The organism is Kribbella aluminosa (assembly GCF_017876295.1).
GTDB lineage: Bacteria > Actinomycetota > Actinomycetes > Propionibacteriales > Kribbellaceae > Kribbella > Kribbella aluminosa.
This window is the reverse complement of the sequence record NZ_JAGINT010000001.1, coordinates 69,258-84,797: the sequence shown is the minus strand read 5'-3', so window position 1 is coordinate 84,797 and position 15,540 is coordinate 69,258. Positions and strand designations below refer to the sequence as shown.

Here is a 15,540-nt window from a genome sequence, read left to right as displayed (position 1 = left end):
TGGTCGTGGCTCAGTTCCTGGAGAACCTCGGCGACCTGCCACGCGTGCAGGACACGGTCGAGGTCATCGCCAGCCGCCTCGAAGTCGTGCCCGGCGAGAGGCGCCTCGCTCCGCGCCGCCGCCGTCCCGAGTTGGCCAGGTTCCGCGCGACCATGAAGAGCCGCCCTGCCCGCCCGATTTGGTTCAAGCGCGCTTGAGCTTTGCCGGGCCGGCATCATGGTGTCCTGGACGATGTCTTAGGCGTACTGGTAGTCGCCGCCCACAGCACGCGGGACGTGACCGAACTGCGGTCGTCTGTATCTGTCGTCCAGCGCACGGATGACCATCTCGTGCTCCGGCGAGTCCTCCACAGCCAGGCTCTAGCCGGGTCGTTTGCCGATGGACCGGTCGACGCCGCGGCAGAACCGATCTGTGGGCAAGCGCGTACCTGCTCGGTGCCGCGGCCGCGGGTGACTGAGACATCTTCAATTCCTTTCTGCGGATCGCGGGTCGGGCGCCGGGTGGGTTCGACCGCAACTGGTGCGCGAGTCCCGTGACCGAGCAGCCGACGCCTGAGGACCCGCGGATTCATCGCCCAGCCGCCGTGGATCGGGCGCGCCGGTTAACGGAGACCGGCTTGACGCTTCAGGTACTCATCCTCGTCGATCTCACCCTCGGCATAGCGCCGGCGGAGCACTTCCTCGGGAGGCTGGATGCGCGGTGTCGGCTCAGCGGTGATCGGGCGACGCGCCAACCGGTAGGTCGTCAGTACGGCGAGCGCAAGGATCGTGATCGCGATCAGTGCCCACAGCAGTCGGTCGTTCGTACCGCTGCCCATCATCTCGTTCATCAAGCCATTCCTTTCGAAGGCGGCATCGGTGACGCCGGTCGTTCTGCGATCCACGGCGGATCGGGCCAGGCTCTGCGGATGGCGTCGAGAAAGGCCACTATCTGCGCGAGCTCGACCTGCTCGGCCTCACACGCGGAGCAGGTTCCAAGATGGGTGCGGACCTCACTTGCTTGTTCAGGTTCGAGGGCACCGATGACGTATACCGCGAGCAGTTCGCGAAACGAGTCGCAGCTTGGCGACGGGGTGGCTACGGACATGGATCGGGTCCTCTCCGCCTGGAACCGTCGGCTCCCACGAGTGGTCAGGAACGCGGGTCGGCGGCGTCCTCGGACAGGTCGCCGGCCGGCCGGTAAGGATCAGAACCCTGCCTGGCGTCGATGGCCTTGAGGCGCCGCAGCTCACTTTGGAGGTCCGCGATCTGCTGGCTGCGGTCGATCTCCGACGCGGTGGGAGTGCCGGCGGACTGGGGACTCGCGCCGTTGCCGGGAGCTGCTGCGTTGGCGTCGTGGCCTTTCATGCCGCGCATCATGAAGATCATGCTGAGTGGGCAGACGGCCAGAATCAGTACCGGAAGCGCCGCCACCGCCCACCCCGGCCGGAAGGCGAACAGGCCGATCGCTACGGCGGCGAGGCCGATGAGGACTTTCTTGTTCAGGCACATCGACAAGGACATGGGATCCCTCCAGAGTGTTGATCCGGGTATCGCCGGATACTGGCTTCTACGTCGAAAACTAGGCGTGGCCTGTGAAGAGGCGATGAGCACGCGATGGGCGGCCAGTGTGCGTCCCCGAACAAGTCACCGAGGTGGTCCAAACTGTGGAGCCGATGCCGTCGGTGATGGCGCTGACGACCGGACAGCGAAACAGGGATAGCCGTTCCAGAACCCAGGCGTGGAGATGAGGACCTGCCTGTGCGATCCACGGCGGGAGCCCACCCCGCATCGGCCATCACGTACTCCTCGCGCTGGCGGCCGGCGCTTCGGCGGGATCGGCGCTCTCCGCCGTTGGGGCTGGCTGGGTAGAGGCGCGGTCCTCTTCAGGCGTTGCTGCCCTGCCATCGGCACCGGGGGTTGTCGCCGATGGCAGGGCAGGCTCGGGGGACGCCGTCACGCGACTTGGGCGGCGCAGGACGAGGAAGGCGACGGCGGCGAGGAACAGCAGCAGACTGGTCCATACGTTCAACCGGACGTCGAGGATGTGGTTGGCGGGATCGACGCGCAGGGTCTCGATCCAGCCGCGCCCGGCGGTGTAGGCGGCGACGTACAGGGCGAAGACCCGGCCCCGGTCGAGACCGAAGCGCCGCTGAGCCCAGATCACGACGCCGGCCGCGCCCAGGTCCCACAGCGCCTCGTAGGCGAAGGTCGGGTGGTAGGTCGCGGCGTCCGGGGTGGCCGCGGGCCGGTTGGCCGGGTCGATCTCCAGTCCCCACGGCAGCGTGGTGGGCCGCCCGTACAGCTCCTGGTTGAACCAGCAGCCGATCCGCCCGATCGCCTGCCCGACCAGAATGCCCGGAGCCAGAGCGTCGGCGAAGGCCGCGAAGTCGATGCCGCGGCGGCGCGCCGCGATCCAGGCACCCAGCGCCCCACCCGCGATGGCCCCCCACAGCGCGAGCCCGCCCTGCCACACATACAGGGCCTCGACGGGGTTCTTGCCGGGCGCGAAATACAGCTGCCAGCTGGTGATCACGTGATAGAGGCGGCCGCCGACGATGCCGAACGGTACGGCGACCATGATCACGTCGAGCACGGCGCCCTGCGCGCCGCCGCGGGCGCTCCAGCGGCGCTGGCCGATCACCACCGCGGCGACGATGCCGAGTATCACCATGATCGCGTACCAGCGGATCATCAACGGGCCCGGCAGATGCGGACTGGGCGGGCTCGGCAGGTAGGCCGGGATCATCCGATCACGACCCTGCACCGTCGGTGGCGCCGACCATCATGCCGGTCATCGACTCGCCCGAGCCCATCATGGAGTTCCCGGCGCTGCCGCCCATCATGGAGTTCCCGGCTCCGTGATGGGTCATCATCTCGCGCATCTCCTTCTCCGCCGCGCCGCGCTCGCCGGCGGGCAACTGATCCGTGCAGTGCCGGATCATGGCGTCGACGCCGGGGGCAGTGGAGACGGTGGCCGAGGGGGCCGGCCGCGGATCCGCCGGCGGCGCGGCGAAGGCGGCGGCGCCGTAGGTGCCGAGGCCGCCGAGGAGGGTGGTGGCCACGGCCATTGCGATGATCCTGCGCCTGATCACGTCAGGGGTTTCCCTTCTGTCGCGTTGTGGTTCGACGCCGAAGTTAGGCGGGCGCTGTGAAGGATCGATGAAGCCGCCATGTGCGGGCGCTGTCGCTTGCCCGCGCCGGATTGTTACCCCTAGGGGGTAGGAGTAGGTTCCGGGTAGAGGAGGCACATGATGGCTGAACCCAAGACCGAACAGACGCGGCAGTTCCTCGCCCCGGAGGCCGCAGACGATGCGCTCGTGCGCCTGGCCAAGATCAGCGGACAGGTGCAGGGCGTGTCCCGGATGATCCGGGACGACCGGTACTGCGTCGATGTTCTCAACCAGATCGCATCGGTGCAGAAGGCCCTGGACGGCGTGTCCCGGACGGTGATGCGCAACTACCTGGAGCAATGCGTCACCGACGCCGTCAAGAGCGACGACCCGCTCATCTACGACGAACTGATGAAGGTGCTGTTCCGGCACCGCTGAACCTTTTGCGAAACCAAGGAGGTCACACCATGCCGACTGCCATCGAGCGGTCGATCACCGGTACCGCCTGCGGCAACCACGATCCGGCGATCGAGGCCACGGTCGCCCCTGCGTGGGTGGCGGCCGTGGAAGTGAACACCCGCGCACGGACCGTCCCCGGCCACGACGCTCCAGTCGCCCCGGCAGTAAGCGAGACGGCTGGACGAAACACCGGATATCAGCACAGGCAGCCAGCCGTAGGGAGTGCGTCATGAGTACAGCAGACATCGGGGTCCTAGCCGGGGCGGTCGCGCTGATCGCGTTCCTGGCCTGGTACTTCCTGGGGCCGAAGAAGTCGCGGCAGGCCGAGCTGCGGGGCGGCGTGCAGGAGATCGAGATCACGGTCAAGGGCGGGTACTCCCCGGATTTGATCCGGGTCCGGCCGGGGGTTCCGGTCCGGCTGGTGTTCGACCGGAAGGAGGGCGGGGACTGCACCTCCCGGGTCGTGTTTCCCGACTTCGCGCTGGCCGCGTCGCTCCCGGCGTTCGGCAAGACAGCGGTCGAGTTCGTGCCCGAAGCGGCGGGCCGGTTCGGCTTCGCCTGTGGGATGAACATGGTGCACGGCACCCTGCTGGTCGAGCCCGGCGGCGAAGCCGGCGAGTCTGCCGCGAACGTCGACGCGAAAGCGGATGCTGCACGGACCTCCGGCGCCCCTCAGAGCAGCGCGGAGCGCGACGACGCCGAAGAGGCCGCACGGCGCGCGGAGATCGCGGATCTGTCGCGGCGGGTGGCGTTCGGCGCGGTTCTGTCGCTGCCTGTGGTGGCGGCCGTGATGCTGCACGAGGTTTTCGGTGTCGACGTCCCCGGTGTGCTGCTGAACCACTGGTTCCAATTCGCGCTGATCACTGCAGTAATGTTCTACACCGGCTGGCCGATCCACCGGACCGGGTGGCTCTCCCTGCGGCACCGCGCCGCGGAGATGAACGCGCTGATCACGCTTGGCACGTCTGCGGCGTACGGCTACAGCCTGCTGGTCACGGTGGCCCCCGGTCTGCTGCCGGCCGGGGTGCGCGAGGTGTACTACGAGGCGGTCGGCGTCATCCTCACCCTGATCCTGCTGGGCCGCCTGTTCGAGGCGAAAGCCAAGGCGGGCACCGGTCAGGCAATCCGCGAACTGCTCGGCCTGCAACCCAAAACGGCCCGGGTGGTACGCGACGGCACGGAGGTCGAGGTGCCGGTCGAGCAGGTCGTCACCGGCGACATCGTCATGGTCCGCCCCGGCGAGAAGGTCCCGGTCGACGGTGTGATCGTCGACGGCCGCTCCACCCTGGACGAATCCCTGGTGACCGGCGAATCCCTCCCAGTCACCAAGACCGTGGGCGACGAAGTCGTCGGCGCGACCGTCAACCAGACCGGCGCCTTCCGGCTGCAGGCCACCAAGGTCGGCGCGGACAGCGTGCTCGCCCAGATCATCAAACTGGTCCAGCAGGCCCAGGCGTCCCGGGCCCCCATCCAGCGGATCGCCGACCTCGTCGCGAGCTACTTCGTCCCGGCGGTGGTCGCCATCGCCATCGCCTCGTTCACGGTGTGGTTCATCGCCGGCCCCGAGCCGGCCCTGGCCCTGGGGCTCGTCGCCGCGGTGGCGGTGCTGATCATCGCGTGCCCCTGCGCGCTGGGACTCGCGACACCGCTGTCGATCATGGTCGGCACCGGCAAAGGCGCCCAGGCGGGCATCCTGATCCGCTCCGCCGAGGCGCTGGAAACCGCGCACCGGCTGAACGTGATCGTACTGGACAAGACCGGCACCATCACCCAGGGACTGCCCGCCCTCACCGACGTCATCCCCGCCGAGGGCTTCAGGCCCGTGGAGGTCCTGCGATTGGTCGCCTCGGCCGAGCACTCCTCCGAACATCCGCTCGGCCAGGCGGTCGTGCGCGGCGCGGCCGAGCGAGGGATCGCACTGGCCGAGGTCGCCGATTTCGACTCGCTCACCGGACGCGGCATCACGGCCACCGTCGACGGAGGCCAACTCCTAGTGGGCAAGGCAGCGCTGCTCGAGGAAGAGGGCATCGACCCGAGCCCGCTGCGGCCCGACGCGGACCGGCTGGCCGGTGAGGGGAAGACGCCGATCTTCGCGGCAGTGGACAGGCGGCTGCTCGGCATCGTCGCGGTCGCGGACACCGTCAAGGAGGACTCCGCCGCCGCCATCGCCGAACTCAAGCGGCTGGGCCTGCAGATCGTCATGATCACCGGCGACAACCAGCGCACCGCCGACGCCATCGCGGCCCAGGTCGGCATCGACCGGGTCCTGGCGGAGGTCTTGCCCGAACACAAGGCGAACGAGATCCGCCACCTGCAAGACGGCGGCAGGCGGGTCGGGATGGTCGGTGACGGCATCAACGACGCACCGGCTCTCGCCCAGGCCGATGTCGGCTTCGCCATCGGCACCGGCACCGACGTCGCCATCGAGGCAGCCGACATCACCTTGATCTCCGGCGCGCTGGGCGGCGTGGTCACCGCGGTGACGCTGAGCCGGTCGACGATGCGCAACATCCGCCAGAACCTGTTCCTGGCCTTCGTTTACAACACCGCCGGTATCCCGCTGGCCGCGGGGGTCCTGTATCCGGTCACGGGCTGGTTGCTGAGCCCGATCATCGCGGCAGCGGCGATGGCGCTGTCGTCGCTGTCGGTGGTGAGCAACGCCAACAGGCTGCGCCGGTTCACCCCACCTACGCTTGCGGTACGGCCCCGCCCGCCGCACGCTGCCCCCCAGCCGATGGAGGTCCGGACGTGACCGCGACTGTTCTGGTCGTCGACGACGAGGTGAAACTGCGCGCCCTGGTGCGCGACTACCTGGAGCGCGACGGCTACACCGTGCTCGAGACGGGTGACGGGCGCCACGCCCTCGATCTGGCAGCCGCAGCCCACCCCGACCTGATCGTCCTCGACCTCGGCCTGCCCGGGCTGCCCGGGGAGGAGGTGGCCCGGCTGTTACGCAAGGCCGGCGACGTACCGATCGTGATGCTCACCGCCAAGGCCGCCGAGAACGACCGGGTGATGGGGCTGCGGCTGGGCGCCGACGACTACATCGTCAAGCCGTTCAGTCCCCGCGAGCTGGTCGCCCGGGTCGAGGCGGTGCTGCGCCGAGCCCGCGGCCCACGGGCCGATACAGAGGAGCCTGTCTCGTACGGCGCGGGCCAGCTGCGGATCGACACCGAGCGCCGCGAAGTCCACGCTGGCGAAGGGCAGGTCGACCTGACCCGGATGGAGTTCGACCTGCTGGCCGCGCTCGCCTCCCGTCCCGGGCGTGCCTGGGCCCGGATGGAGCTGGTGGGCCGCCTCCAGGGACACGCCTTCGAGGCGTACGAGCGGACCATCGACGTACATGTGAAGAACCTGCGCCGCAAGCTCGGCGACACCCCTCCCCCCCAGCTGGTCGTCACCGTGCCCGGTGTCGGCTACAAACTCGGAGTCGATCGTGATGTGGAACGGAATGCGTGAGCTGCTCCGCGGCCGCTTCGCCCGCCGTCTCGCCCTGGCCTTCGCCGCACTGGGCGTCGGCACGGCGGCGCTGACAGCCGTGCTGGTCAACACCGCCTTCACCGCCCGCTTCCAGGACTACCTCGCCGAGCAGCAGAGCTCCCGCCAGCAACAACTGGTGTCGCTGTTCGCCGCCGCCCACAGCCGCGACGACACCTGGAACACCCAGTCACTGGACCAGCTCGCGCCGACGGTCGCCATGACCGGCTCCGAGGCCGTGCTGCTTGATGCCGCGGGCCGGCCGGTGTGGTCACTGGCCGACGCCAACGTCGACGCCGCCACCCTGGCCATGCACCGCGACATGATGGGCACCGGTGCCCTCGGCCCGCCCCGCAGCCTCCCGGTCACTGTCGACGGACAGCAGGTCGGTACCCTTCAAGTCCGCGTCCCCCAAGGCGTGATCCCGGCCGTCGACAAGGACTTCCAGGCCTCCGTCAACCGCCTCCTCGCCGCCGGGGCCTTCGCTGCGGCGCTGGTCGCCCTGGCCATCGGCCTGTTCACCGCTCGCCGCGCCACAGCACCCATCGCCGAACTCACCCAGGCCGCCGACGACCTCGCCGCAGGCCAGCGTGACCGCCGCGTAGCGAGCATCCCCGACAACGAGATCGGCCGCCTTGCCACCGCCTTCAACACGATGGCCGACCGGGTCGAGAAAGAAGACGAACTGCGCCGCTCCTTCGCCGCCGACGTCGCCCACGAACTGCGCACCCCGCTGGCCATCCAGCGCAGTCAGCTCGAAGCCATCCAGGACGGCATCAGCAAACCGACCGAGAACGTCATCGCCTCCCTGCACGAAGAGACCCTGCGCCTGGGCCGCCTCGTCGCCGACCTGGAGACCCTAGCCCTCGCCGACGCCGCCGCCTTCACCCTCGAACGCGCACCACTGTCCCTGACCACGCTGGTGCGCGACACCATCACCGATCTAGCCGGTGCCTTCACCGACGCCGGGCTCACCCTGCGCACGGATCTGCACGAGGCGCACGTCGACGGCGACGCGGTCCGGCTGCGCCAGATCATCATCAACCAGCTCACCAACGCCCTCAAGTTCGTCCCCGACGGCGGCACAGTCACCATCACCCTGCGCACCCACGACGGCTGGGCCGAACTGCGCGTTGCCGACACCGGCCCCGGCATCCCCACCGAAGACCTCCCACATGTCTTCGACCGGTTCTTCCGCAGCCGCGCCGCCCGCGCCGACGGCTCCGGCATCGGCCTGGCCGTCGCCGCCGAACTCACCGCTGCCCACGGCGGGACCCTCACCGCCGACAGCACCCCCGGCCGAGGCGCCACGTTCACCACCCGCCTGCCCACCAGATGAAGCGCGCCAACCACCCTGACTTCCCCGCAAGAGCCGAGGTGCGATCTTCCTGGACGCCCGCCACCATTTCGCACCATGGGCATGGACCGTCGTCGAGCCTCGAGTGGGCCGTCAGCGCCGCAGCTTCGGTCGGCCCCCGACCGGATCCGGCGCGGCTATGTCACCACCTTGCTGGGGCCGGCCGACCACCCTCTCGGCGATCAGCCACCGGAGCTCGACCGCGGTCCACCAGCCGCTCACGAACCAGCAGTTGCTGACCGAGTGTGCGACCGTCGAGGAACACAAGTACGCGGAGGTCGGCCCGCTGCTGACGGTGGACCGGCACATCCAGGAGCCGAGCCTGGTGGTCGCGATCGTCGGCGCCTGCAACGGTGCTCACACCGGTCTTCTCCGGGCCCTTCCTCTTCATCAGCGCCTTCCTGTGTGGCGCGGTCACCGGCACCGGGATCCTGCTGCAGAATCTGTACTGGTCGAGCTGATCTCATCCTTCTTCCTCCGCGACACCCTGAACTTCGGGCTGCTGCCGTGGCGCGAGACCACTCTCGAGTTCAACGACCAGATGGTGAACGCGATGGACTCGATCAACCGTTTCAGCGTTCCGCTGCCGCCCGACCCGCACCTGACGTTGTTCGCGGCTTCTGTGATCGCGGCCACCGGACTGCTGATCCACCTGGTCGCAGTACAGCTCTGGCAGGCGGCCTGGGCCGGTCTGCTGTTGCTGACCATGTACACAGTGCCGGGCGACCGTGCACGGCGGACTGCCGGCCTTGCTGTTCATCCCGCCGGCGCTCGGCTACATCGTGCTCTCAGCGTCGTCGCCCTGGCTGTCTCTTGCCCGCCTTACTCCCGGCCCTGCTGGAAGGGGTCATCGACAGTGGTCTCCCCGGTGGCGACGCCGGCGGCGGGACGGAGGCGTCCATCTCGGCGACCGACGTGATACGGGCAAGAACCTGAAGCGCGGCGACAACGTGACCGCCCTGACCTACACAGGCGGACCCTCCGACGGAACCTACCTGCGACTGACCGCGCTCGACCTGTTCGGGCAACACCTGGCGGATCTCGCCTAGGCAGGACGGCCGCAAGATCGACGGCGACCTGACCCCGCCACCCACGGACCCCTCCCCCGGTCGCAACGACTGGCCGGACCCCGGCGCCGACCCCACGGCACGTGTCGCGACCTACCCGACGCGGCGGGCGGGACCGCGTCCGCAGGACCTTTTCGCGTCACCGTTCGTCCTCGTCCGCAAAGGGGTGTGGCGGCCCTCCGCTCAGTGGGGCGCGAGGTGGTAGCCGGCTTCCTCGACGGCTGCGCGGATCTGTGCTTCGTCGATCGGCAGTTCGCTGGTCACGGTGACGGCGCCGGTGGGCAGGTCCACGGCGATGTCGGAGACGCCGTCGATTCCGGTGACTTCCTCGGTGACGGCGCTGACGCAGTGTTCGCAGGTCATGCCCGTCACGGTGTAGGCGGTTCGCATTAGCGTGTTCCTTTCGTGTCTGTGCTGGTCGCTTCTGTGCTGGTCCATCGGGGACGTGGCAGGTCCCGCGGGGCGGTTCTGTAAAGGCCGCCAGGGGCGGTGCATTATGTGTGATGGCCGTTGGTGGGGGCTCCGGCACCGGTGGACCAAGGGATGGTGTGGGTGTCGGTGCGTAGGGCGGCGAGGGCCTGTTCGGCGTGCTGGACGTGGTCGAGCAGGCCGACCTGGGATCGCAGCGCGCCCAGCGTGTTCTCGACCTGCCGGATCCGGTCGGCGAAGTGCCGTTCGGCGGTCTGTAATTGTTCGAGCCGGGTCTCGGTCTCGGTGCGTACTGCGTCGCAGCGATCCCGGGCGGCGTCCTCGAGTTGCCGGGCGCGTCGGTCGGCTTCCTCGAGGCGCTGTCGGGCGGCGTCGGCATCTGCCTGTGCGCTCTCGCGCAGGGCCTGGGCCTGCCGATCGCATGCCGCTGCCGCTGCCTCGGCCTGGGTGATGATCAGCTCGGCGGCCCGGTCCGCGCGGGCCTGGATCGCGTCGGCGTCGGCCGTTGCGCGGGCTCGGGTGTCGTCCTCGTGGGTGGTGTCGGTGAGAGCGTCGAGGCTGCGTTGAAGCCGTTCCTGGCCTTTCCGTGCGCGGTCACCGTCCTCGGCCACGAGCGCGAGCCGGTCCAGGGCGCCGGCGTAGTCGGCGCCGACGCGCCCGAGCAGGGTCTCGACCTGTCCGCGCCGGTAGCCGCGCCACTGCCGCCGCAGTGTGGTGGCGGTGATCTCTTCGGGAAGTACGGGCATGTCAGGCTCCACGCTGGCTCGGTGCGGCGAGCGCGTCGATGCGCGCGGTGTCGCAGGCCGGGATGAACGAATCGGCCGGTCGCGGCGCCCGGGTGGCGCCGTTGGAGTCGCGCACCTCGACCGGGTCGAGCAGCAGCACCCGGGCATCGATCCGGGCGGAGGTGCGGCGGTGGCCCTCGACCCAGCCGCCCTCGCGCAGGTGCACCCGAACGTAATCCGACCCGCCGACCGCCGGCCTCGCCCGTGTGGGGAGGGCGGGGTCGGACGGGGCGGGGGCTGGGCGGTGGTCGCGGAACCGGCGCAGCCGCAGCGAGTTGCTCACCACGCTGACCGAGGAGAACCCCATCGCGGCGCCGGCGACGATCGGGTTGAGCAGCCCGAACGCGGCCAGCGGGATCAGCGCCAGGTTGTAGCCGAACGCCCAGCCGAAGTTCTGCCAGATCGTGCGGTAGGTGCGCCGCGACAGCCGGATCGCGGTCGGCACCCCGGCCAGGTCACCGCGCATCAAGGTCAGGTCCGACGACTCGATCGCAACATCGGTGCCGGTGCCGATCGCGATGCCCAGATCGGCGGCCACCAGCGCCGGGGCGTCGTTCACCCCGTCTCCGACCATCGCCACGACCTCGCCGGCGGCCTGCAGCCGCGCCACCTCGGACTGCTTGTCCGCGGGTAGCACCTCAGCCAGCACCGTGTCGATCCCGACCCGGTCGGCGATCGCGGCCGCGGTGCGCGCGTTGTCGCCGGTGATCATGGCGACCTTCAGGCCCATCCGGTGCAACTCGGCCACGGTGTCGGCGGCTCCGTCCTTGAGGGTGTCAGCGACCGCCAGCACCCCCCGGACCTGACCGGCCCAGCCGGCGAACACCGCCGTTTTCCCGTGCTCCTCGAGCCGTTCGGCGACCCGGGCCAGCCCGTCGGGCAGGGCGAGTCCGGCCTCGGCGGCCATCTTCCGCCGGCCCACCCACACCGTCTCGCCCTCGACCTCGGCGCGGACCCCGTGCCCGGCGACCGACTCGAACCCGGTCACTCCCGGCAGCGCGCCGGACCTGTCCCGGGCGGCGGCCGCGATGGCCTGCCCGATCGGGTGCTCGCTGTCGGCCTCCACGGCCCCGGCGCGGCGCAGCAGCACAGCCGGGTCGGTGCCGTCGCCGGCCTCGAGGTCGGTCAGCGCCATCTCGCCTTTGGTCAGCGTGCCAGTCTTGTCGAACACGACGGTGCTGATCTTGCGGGTGCGTTCCAGCACCTCGACACCCTTGATCAGGATGCCCATGCTCGCGCCCCGGCCGGTGCCGACCAGGATCGCGACCGGGGTGGCCAGCCCGAGCGCGCAGGGGCACGCGATGATCAGCACCGCGACCGCGGCGATCAACCCTGCCTGCGGGTCACCGGCCAGCAGCCACCAGGCCATGAAGGTCGCGACCGCGATCGCGATCACGGTCGGTACGAAGACCGACGAGATCCGGTCGGCGATGCGCTGGGCCTTGCCTTTGCCGGCCTGGGCCGCCGAGACCAGCGCCACGATCTGGGCGAGCGCGGTGTCGGCGCCGACGGCGGTGGCCTGCACGGTGAGGACCCCGCTGGTGTTCACCGTGGCCCCGGCGACCGTGGCGCCGATGGTCTTGTCCACCGGGATCGATTCGCCGGTCAGCATCGACTCGTCCACTGCCGAGGCGCCGTCTACGACCTCGCCGTCGGCCGGGATCTTCTCTCCGGGCCGGATCCGCAGCAGGTCCCCGACCTGTACCTGCTCGACAGGAACCATCACCTCGGTGCCGTCGCGGATGACCCGGGCCTCTTTCGCGCCCAGCTCCAGCAGCGCCCGGATCGCCTTGCCCGCCCGGCGCCGGGCCCGGATCTCGAAGTAGCGGCCCAGCGTCAGGAACGCGATCAGCAGCGCCGCGGTCTCGAAGTACAGCTCGCGGCGGCCACGCAGCAGCTCCGTCAGCGAGAACAGGAACGCCGCCAGGGTGCCGACCGCGATCAGGGTATCCATGTTCGCCGACAGCCGCCGTGCCCGTCGCGCCGCCCCGAGCAGGAACGGCCATCCCGCCACGAACTGCACCGGCGCCGCCAGCGCCAGTTGCGCCCACGGAGACCACGGCTGCTCGGTTGCCAGCGGCCAGAACGCCAGCACCATCGTGGCCAACCCCAGCGGCCACGCCACGAGAGTGCGCCACAGCCACGACCGCTGCGCAGCGGTCTCCTCGTCCGTCTCCTGCTCCTCTGCCTGCCCCCCGGCCGGAGCCTTCCCAGTCGCGCCACCGGGCCGCCCGCCCGGCAGGTCCAGTTCGTAGCCGGCCTTGGCCACCGCGGCCCGCAGGGCACCCAGATCAGTGGGCTCGTCGGCCAGCACCACACGCGCCGAGGAGGTCGCGAAGTTGACCTCCGCCGAGGCCACCCCCGGCTGCTTACCCAGCGCGCGCTGCACCCGATTGGCACACGACCCACAGGTCATCCCCCGCACCGCGAAATCAAGCGTCGCCGTCGCGGCCTTTGTGGTCACCCCGACCTCAGGCATGAGCCGCCTCTTCCAGCGCGTCACCCTCGGCGCGTTCTTGGTCGGAGCCGGGTGGCGGCCGGAACACGTGCTTGTCGAACTTCAGCGTCTCCATCAACTCGTCCACGATCTCCGCGGTCCGGCCCTCCTGCATCGCCTTGGCCACACAGGTCTGCAGGTGCCGGCGCAGCATCAGCCGGCTCGCCCCCTCCAGTAGGCCCTGCACCGCGGACAGTTGCTTCATCACGTCCGGGCAGTAGCCGTCGTCCTCGACGATCTCGACGATCGCGTTCATATGGCCCCGGGCCGTCTTCAACCGGTTGACCACCGATCGCTGCAGAGTGTCCATACGGCAACCATACCCCACCCCCGGTGGGGTGGGGTAGATCTGGATGACTGGTGGTGGTCCACGCGCGGTCCTTCGACCATTGGGTCACGGCCGTCTCCGTCCACCCGCGGGCGCCGAAGGCGCGTGTGCGGAAGGTGGCGGCGGATGATCACACCGCCGGGGGGATTCAGTCGCCGCCGTCGATGTGGCGCCCGGCCAGCGGGGGTATCTTGCTATGCCGATGTCACGGGGTTCGACCGAAACCGGCCTCTCTCCCGGTCGGGTGATCGGTGGACGTGCCAGGTCATGGCAAGGCGGAGGCGCGGTAGCCGAGTTCTTCGATCAGGGTGATGACGTCTGCGGGGTTGCTCTTGCTGAGATCGAGTTCGACGGTGCTGCGTCCCTGTTTCTTCGTGGTCGTCGTGCTGTGTACTCCGGGCAGGTCTTCCAGGGCGTCATCGATGTGCAGGGCGCAGCTGCCGCAGTGCATGCCTTCGACGCGGAAGGTGTGGGTGGTGGTGGACATGGTTGGTGCTCCTGTTCTCAGACGATGGTGATGACGCCGGTGTACATGCCCATGCCGCAGGCGTAGTCGAGCCGGCCCCGGCTGGAGCACGCTCAGGTCGATGCGGGTCTCGCCCGTGGCTGGCAGGACCTCCTGCATGTTGCGGCTCGGAATGGTGAACGACCGGATGCACCCTGTGGCGCCTTCCGACTTCACGACCAGCGTGGTCGGCAGGCCGGACCGGACCTGAACGTTGCCCGGGCGATAGGAGCCGGAGCGCGCCGTGATCACGACGGTCTGCTGCCCATTCACGACGGACGTCGCGGAGGTGTCGGGCGGCGAGGGTGCGAAACCGAGTGTCTGGCCGATCCGGCTCGCCGCCACCGGCGAACCGGCGAGTTCGAGGCCGCCGTTGAGGGTGTAGAAGCCCATCCCGAGCACCACCAGCCCGGTGACCGCGGCCAGCCGGCCCCGCCACGCGGTGGCGGCCATGCGCGCGGCGTACCCGAGAACAGCGAACAACGGCCCGGTCCCGAGCACGAACACCGCCATCGTCGCCGCGCCGACCCAGGCCGATCCCGACGTCAGCGCCAGTGCCTCCACCGACAAGGTGATCCCGCACGGGATCAGGACCGTCGCCAGGCCGAGCACAGCCGGCGCCAGTGCAGCCTGTGAGCGGGCCTGGTTGCGGACGATCCTCAGCCAGGAGTTCGGTGGCTCGACCACAATCCCGCGAAAGCCGGGTACGCCCAGCTGGGCCAGGCCGAACACGATGATGAGTACGCCGGCGCCGATCTGCAGCCAGGTGCGCAGACCCACCGTGAGCTGTACCGCACCACCGAGCCCGCCCAGCAGGGCACCGAGCACTGCGTGTGAGATCAGCTTGCCCGCCAGGAACCCGCCGACCGGGGTGAGGTCATCGCCGAGCCGGGCGCGCGTAGTGGCACGTGGCGCGGTCCGCACCGAGACTGTCGGCTTTGCGCCGGGCGTCGGATCGGCGGCGTGCCGAGTACCCCCCTTCGGACGGCGCACAGGGGCGGCGGGTTCGGGTGTGGCGCGTTGCCGGGTGATCAACCCGCTGAGCAGGCCACCCTGCACGGCGGCACAAGAAACGCCACCGGCGAACAGCCCGGTGACAAAGACAGCGGCAAGGTTCATCAAAAGCCTCCTGCATTGAGTGGGAAGGACCATCGCGGGCTCAGTGCCCGCACGGTGCGCCGGGGCTGCGTACGGCACCCTCTCGAGGCAGCGGCCCGGACCGAGCGGGGAGCCACTCGCCTGATCGCCGGGGGGTCAGCAGTGGTAGCGGAGGGTGAATGGCCAGGCCCCGCCGGCCGAGGTGTAGATGCCGGATTCGGTTGCCGCGTGCACCGATCGTTCACTGACGACCGTCGCCTCGGGGCGACCGTCGACCGAGCCGGTCGCGCTGATCCCGTACAGGACGTCGGACTTCGACCCAGCGGCCGATCGTGCAGCCATCTCACTCCTCAAAGACTTTCCACAGAGCGGCCGGATCCACTCAAACCCGAACTAGTACGAAGAACGATAGTAGAGGTCATTGGTTACCGGGGACGCCACCAGGGC

General features: G+C 69.7%; 17 protein-coding genes. 6 read left to right on the top strand and 11 right to left on the bottom strand.

Features of this window, described 5'->3' with window-relative positions; translation table 11 throughout:
• The first annotated feature begins 5 nt into the window (after positions 1-5).
• A complete protein-coding gene (locus JOF29_RS00520; RefSeq protein WP_209692255.1) occupies positions 6-197 on the top strand; it encodes a hypothetical protein in 192 nt (63 codons plus the stop codon).
• 404 nt (positions 198-601) lie between these two features.
• On the opposite strand, the gene JOF29_RS00515 is transcribed toward JOF29_RS00520, so the two are convergent.
• The 5 genes from JOF29_RS00515 to JOF29_RS00495 form a co-directional block, all read right to left on the bottom strand.
• A complete protein-coding gene (locus tag JOF29_RS00515; protein WP_209692254.1) occupies positions 602-829 on the bottom strand; it encodes an SHOCT domain-containing protein in 228 nt (75 codons plus the stop codon).
• A complete protein-coding gene (locus JOF29_RS45805) occupies positions 829-1,086 on the bottom strand; it encodes an anti-sigma factor family protein (RefSeq protein ID WP_209692253.1) in 258 nt (85 codons plus the stop codon). The genes JOF29_RS00515 and JOF29_RS45805 overlap by 1 nt, the downstream gene beginning before the upstream one ends.
• A gap of 44 nt (positions 1,087-1,130) precedes the next feature.
• Entirely contained in the window at positions 1,131-1,502 is a 372-nt protein-coding gene (locus JOF29_RS00505) for a DUF2933 domain-containing protein (protein ID WP_209692252.1), read from the bottom strand.
• Between the two features lie 274 nt (positions 1,503-1,776).
• Positions 1,777-2,727, bottom strand: coding sequence for a prolipoprotein diacylglyceryl transferase (lgt, locus tag JOF29_RS00500; protein ID WP_209692251.1), 951 nt, complete (start codon positions 2,725-2,727; stop codon positions 1,777-1,779).
• Between the two features lie 4 nt (positions 2,728-2,731).
• Complete coding sequence (locus JOF29_RS00495) at positions 2,732-3,049, bottom strand: hypothetical protein (RefSeq protein ID WP_209692250.1); 318 nt, start codon at positions 3,047-3,049, stop codon at positions 2,732-2,734.
• A gap of 180 nt (positions 3,050-3,229) precedes the next feature.
• On the opposite strand from JOF29_RS00495, the gene JOF29_RS00490 reads away from it, so the two are divergent.
• The 5 genes from JOF29_RS00490 to JOF29_RS00465 all read left to right on the top strand — a co-directional run bounded on the left by JOF29_RS00490 (position 3,230) and on the right by JOF29_RS00465 (position 9,303).
• The gene (locus JOF29_RS00490; RefSeq protein WP_209692249.1) at positions 3,230-3,529 is read left to right on the top strand and encodes a metal-sensitive transcriptional regulator; all 300 of its coding nucleotides are present in this window, start codon (positions 3,230-3,232) and stop codon (positions 3,527-3,529) included.
• Between the two features lie 112 nt (positions 3,530-3,641).
• Positions 3,642-6,302, top strand: a complete 2,661-nt coding sequence (locus JOF29_RS00485) for a heavy metal translocating P-type ATPase (RefSeq protein WP_307863081.1) — start codon at positions 3,642-3,644, stop codon at positions 6,300-6,302.
• Positions 6,299-7,009, top strand: a complete 711-nt coding sequence (locus JOF29_RS00480; protein ID WP_209692248.1) for a response regulator transcription factor — start codon at positions 6,299-6,301, stop codon at positions 7,007-7,009. Before JOF29_RS00485 ends, JOF29_RS00480 begins: the two co-directional genes overlap by 4 nt.
• A complete protein-coding gene (locus JOF29_RS00475; RefSeq protein ID WP_245357720.1) occupies positions 6,990-8,366 on the top strand; it encodes a sensor histidine kinase in 1,377 nt (458 codons plus the stop codon). The genes JOF29_RS00480 and JOF29_RS00475 overlap by 20 nt, the downstream gene beginning before the upstream one ends.
• 157 nt (positions 8,367-8,523) lie before the next feature.
• Positions 8,524-9,303, top strand: a complete 780-nt coding sequence (locus JOF29_RS00465) for a hypothetical protein (RefSeq protein WP_245357388.1) — start codon at positions 8,524-8,526, stop codon at positions 9,301-9,303.
• Between the two features lie 331 nt (positions 9,304-9,634).
• Here the strand turns inward: JOF29_RS00465 and JOF29_RS00460 are convergent, their stop codons facing one another.
• From JOF29_RS00460 to JOF29_RS00430, 6 genes are all read right to left on the bottom strand, one after another.
• The gene (locus JOF29_RS00460; RefSeq protein ID WP_209692246.1) at positions 9,635-9,841 is read right to left on the bottom strand and encodes a heavy-metal-associated domain-containing protein; all 207 of its coding nucleotides are present in this window, start codon (positions 9,839-9,841) and stop codon (positions 9,635-9,637) included.
• Positions 9,842-9,945: 104 nt separating this feature from the next.
• Complete coding sequence (locus JOF29_RS00455; protein ID WP_209692245.1) at positions 9,946-10,626, bottom strand: DivIVA domain-containing protein; 681 nt, start codon at positions 10,624-10,626, stop codon at positions 9,946-9,948.
• Position 10,627: 1 nt separating this feature from the next.
• Positions 10,628-13,144: a heavy metal translocating P-type ATPase gene (locus tag JOF29_RS00450; RefSeq protein ID WP_209692244.1), complete on the bottom strand. Its 2,517-nt coding sequence runs from the start codon at positions 13,142-13,144 to the stop codon at positions 10,628-10,630.
• Complete coding sequence (locus JOF29_RS00445; protein ID WP_209692243.1) at positions 13,137-13,472, bottom strand: metal-sensitive transcriptional regulator; 336 nt, start codon at positions 13,470-13,472, stop codon at positions 13,137-13,139. Before JOF29_RS00445 ends, JOF29_RS00450 begins: the two co-directional genes overlap by 8 nt.
• A gap of 283 nt (positions 13,473-13,755) precedes the next feature.
• Positions 13,756-15,114, bottom strand: coding sequence for an urease accessory protein UreH domain-containing protein (locus JOF29_RS00435; RefSeq protein ID WP_245357387.1), 1,359 nt, complete (start codon positions 15,112-15,114; stop codon positions 13,756-13,758).
• A gap of 135 nt (positions 15,115-15,249) precedes the next feature.
• Positions 15,250-15,435, bottom strand: a complete 186-nt coding sequence (locus JOF29_RS00430) for a hypothetical protein (RefSeq protein ID WP_209692241.1) — start codon at positions 15,433-15,435, stop codon at positions 15,250-15,252.
• Positions 15,436-15,540 lie beyond the last annotated feature (105 nt).

Excerpts from the sequence above, each read along its gene's own strand:
- JOF29_RS00490 (WP_209692249.1), top strand. The coding sequence starts at position 3,230 with ATGATGGCTGAACCCAAGACCGAACAGACGCGGCAGTTCCTCGCCCCG.
- JOF29_RS00515 (WP_209692254.1), bottom strand. The coding sequence starts at position 829 with ATGAACGAGATGATGGGCAGCGGTACGAACGACCGACTGCTGTGGGCA.
- JOF29_RS00450 (WP_209692244.1), bottom strand. The coding sequence starts at position 13,144 with ATGCCTGAGGTCGGGGTGACCACAAAGGCCGCGACGGCGACGCTTGAT.
- JOF29_RS00505 (WP_209692252.1), bottom strand. The coding sequence starts at position 1,502 with ATGTCCTTGTCGATGTGCCTGAACAAGAAAGTCCTCATCGGCCTCGCC.
- JOF29_RS00495 (WP_209692250.1), bottom strand. The coding sequence starts at position 3,049 with ATGGCCGTGGCCACCACCCTCCTCGGCGGCCTCGGCACCTACGGCGCC.
- JOF29_RS00475 (WP_245357720.1), top strand. The coding sequence starts at position 6,990 with ATGTGGAACGGAATGCGTGAGCTGCTCCGCGGCCGCTTCGCCCGCCGT.
- JOF29_RS00460 (WP_209692246.1), bottom strand. The coding sequence starts at position 9,841 with ATGCGAACCGCCTACACCGTGACGGGCATGACCTGCGAACACTGCGTC.
- JOF29_RS45805 (WP_209692253.1), bottom strand. The coding sequence starts at position 1,086 with ATGTCCGTAGCCACCCCGTCGCCAAGCTGCGACTCGTTTCGCGAACTG.
- JOF29_RS00455 (WP_209692245.1), bottom strand. The coding sequence starts at position 10,626 with ATGCCCGTACTTCCCGAAGAGATCACCGCCACCACACTGCGGCGGCAG.
- lgt (WP_209692251.1), bottom strand. The coding sequence starts at position 2,727 with ATGATCCCGGCCTACCTGCCGAGCCCGCCCAGTCCGCATCTGCCGGGC.
- JOF29_RS00445 (WP_209692243.1), bottom strand. The coding sequence starts at position 13,472 with ATGGACACTCTGCAGCGATCGGTGGTCAACCGGTTGAAGACGGCCCGG.
- JOF29_RS00465 (WP_245357388.1), top strand. The coding sequence starts at position 8,524 with ATGTCACCACCTTGCTGGGGCCGGCCGACCACCCTCTCGGCGATCAGC.
- JOF29_RS00435 (WP_245357387.1), bottom strand. The coding sequence starts at position 15,114 with ATGAACCTTGCCGCTGTCTTTGTCACCGGGCTGTTCGCCGGTGGCGTT.
- JOF29_RS00430 (WP_209692241.1), bottom strand. The coding sequence starts at position 15,435 with ATGGCTGCACGATCGGCCGCTGGGTCGAAGTCCGACGTCCTGTACGGG.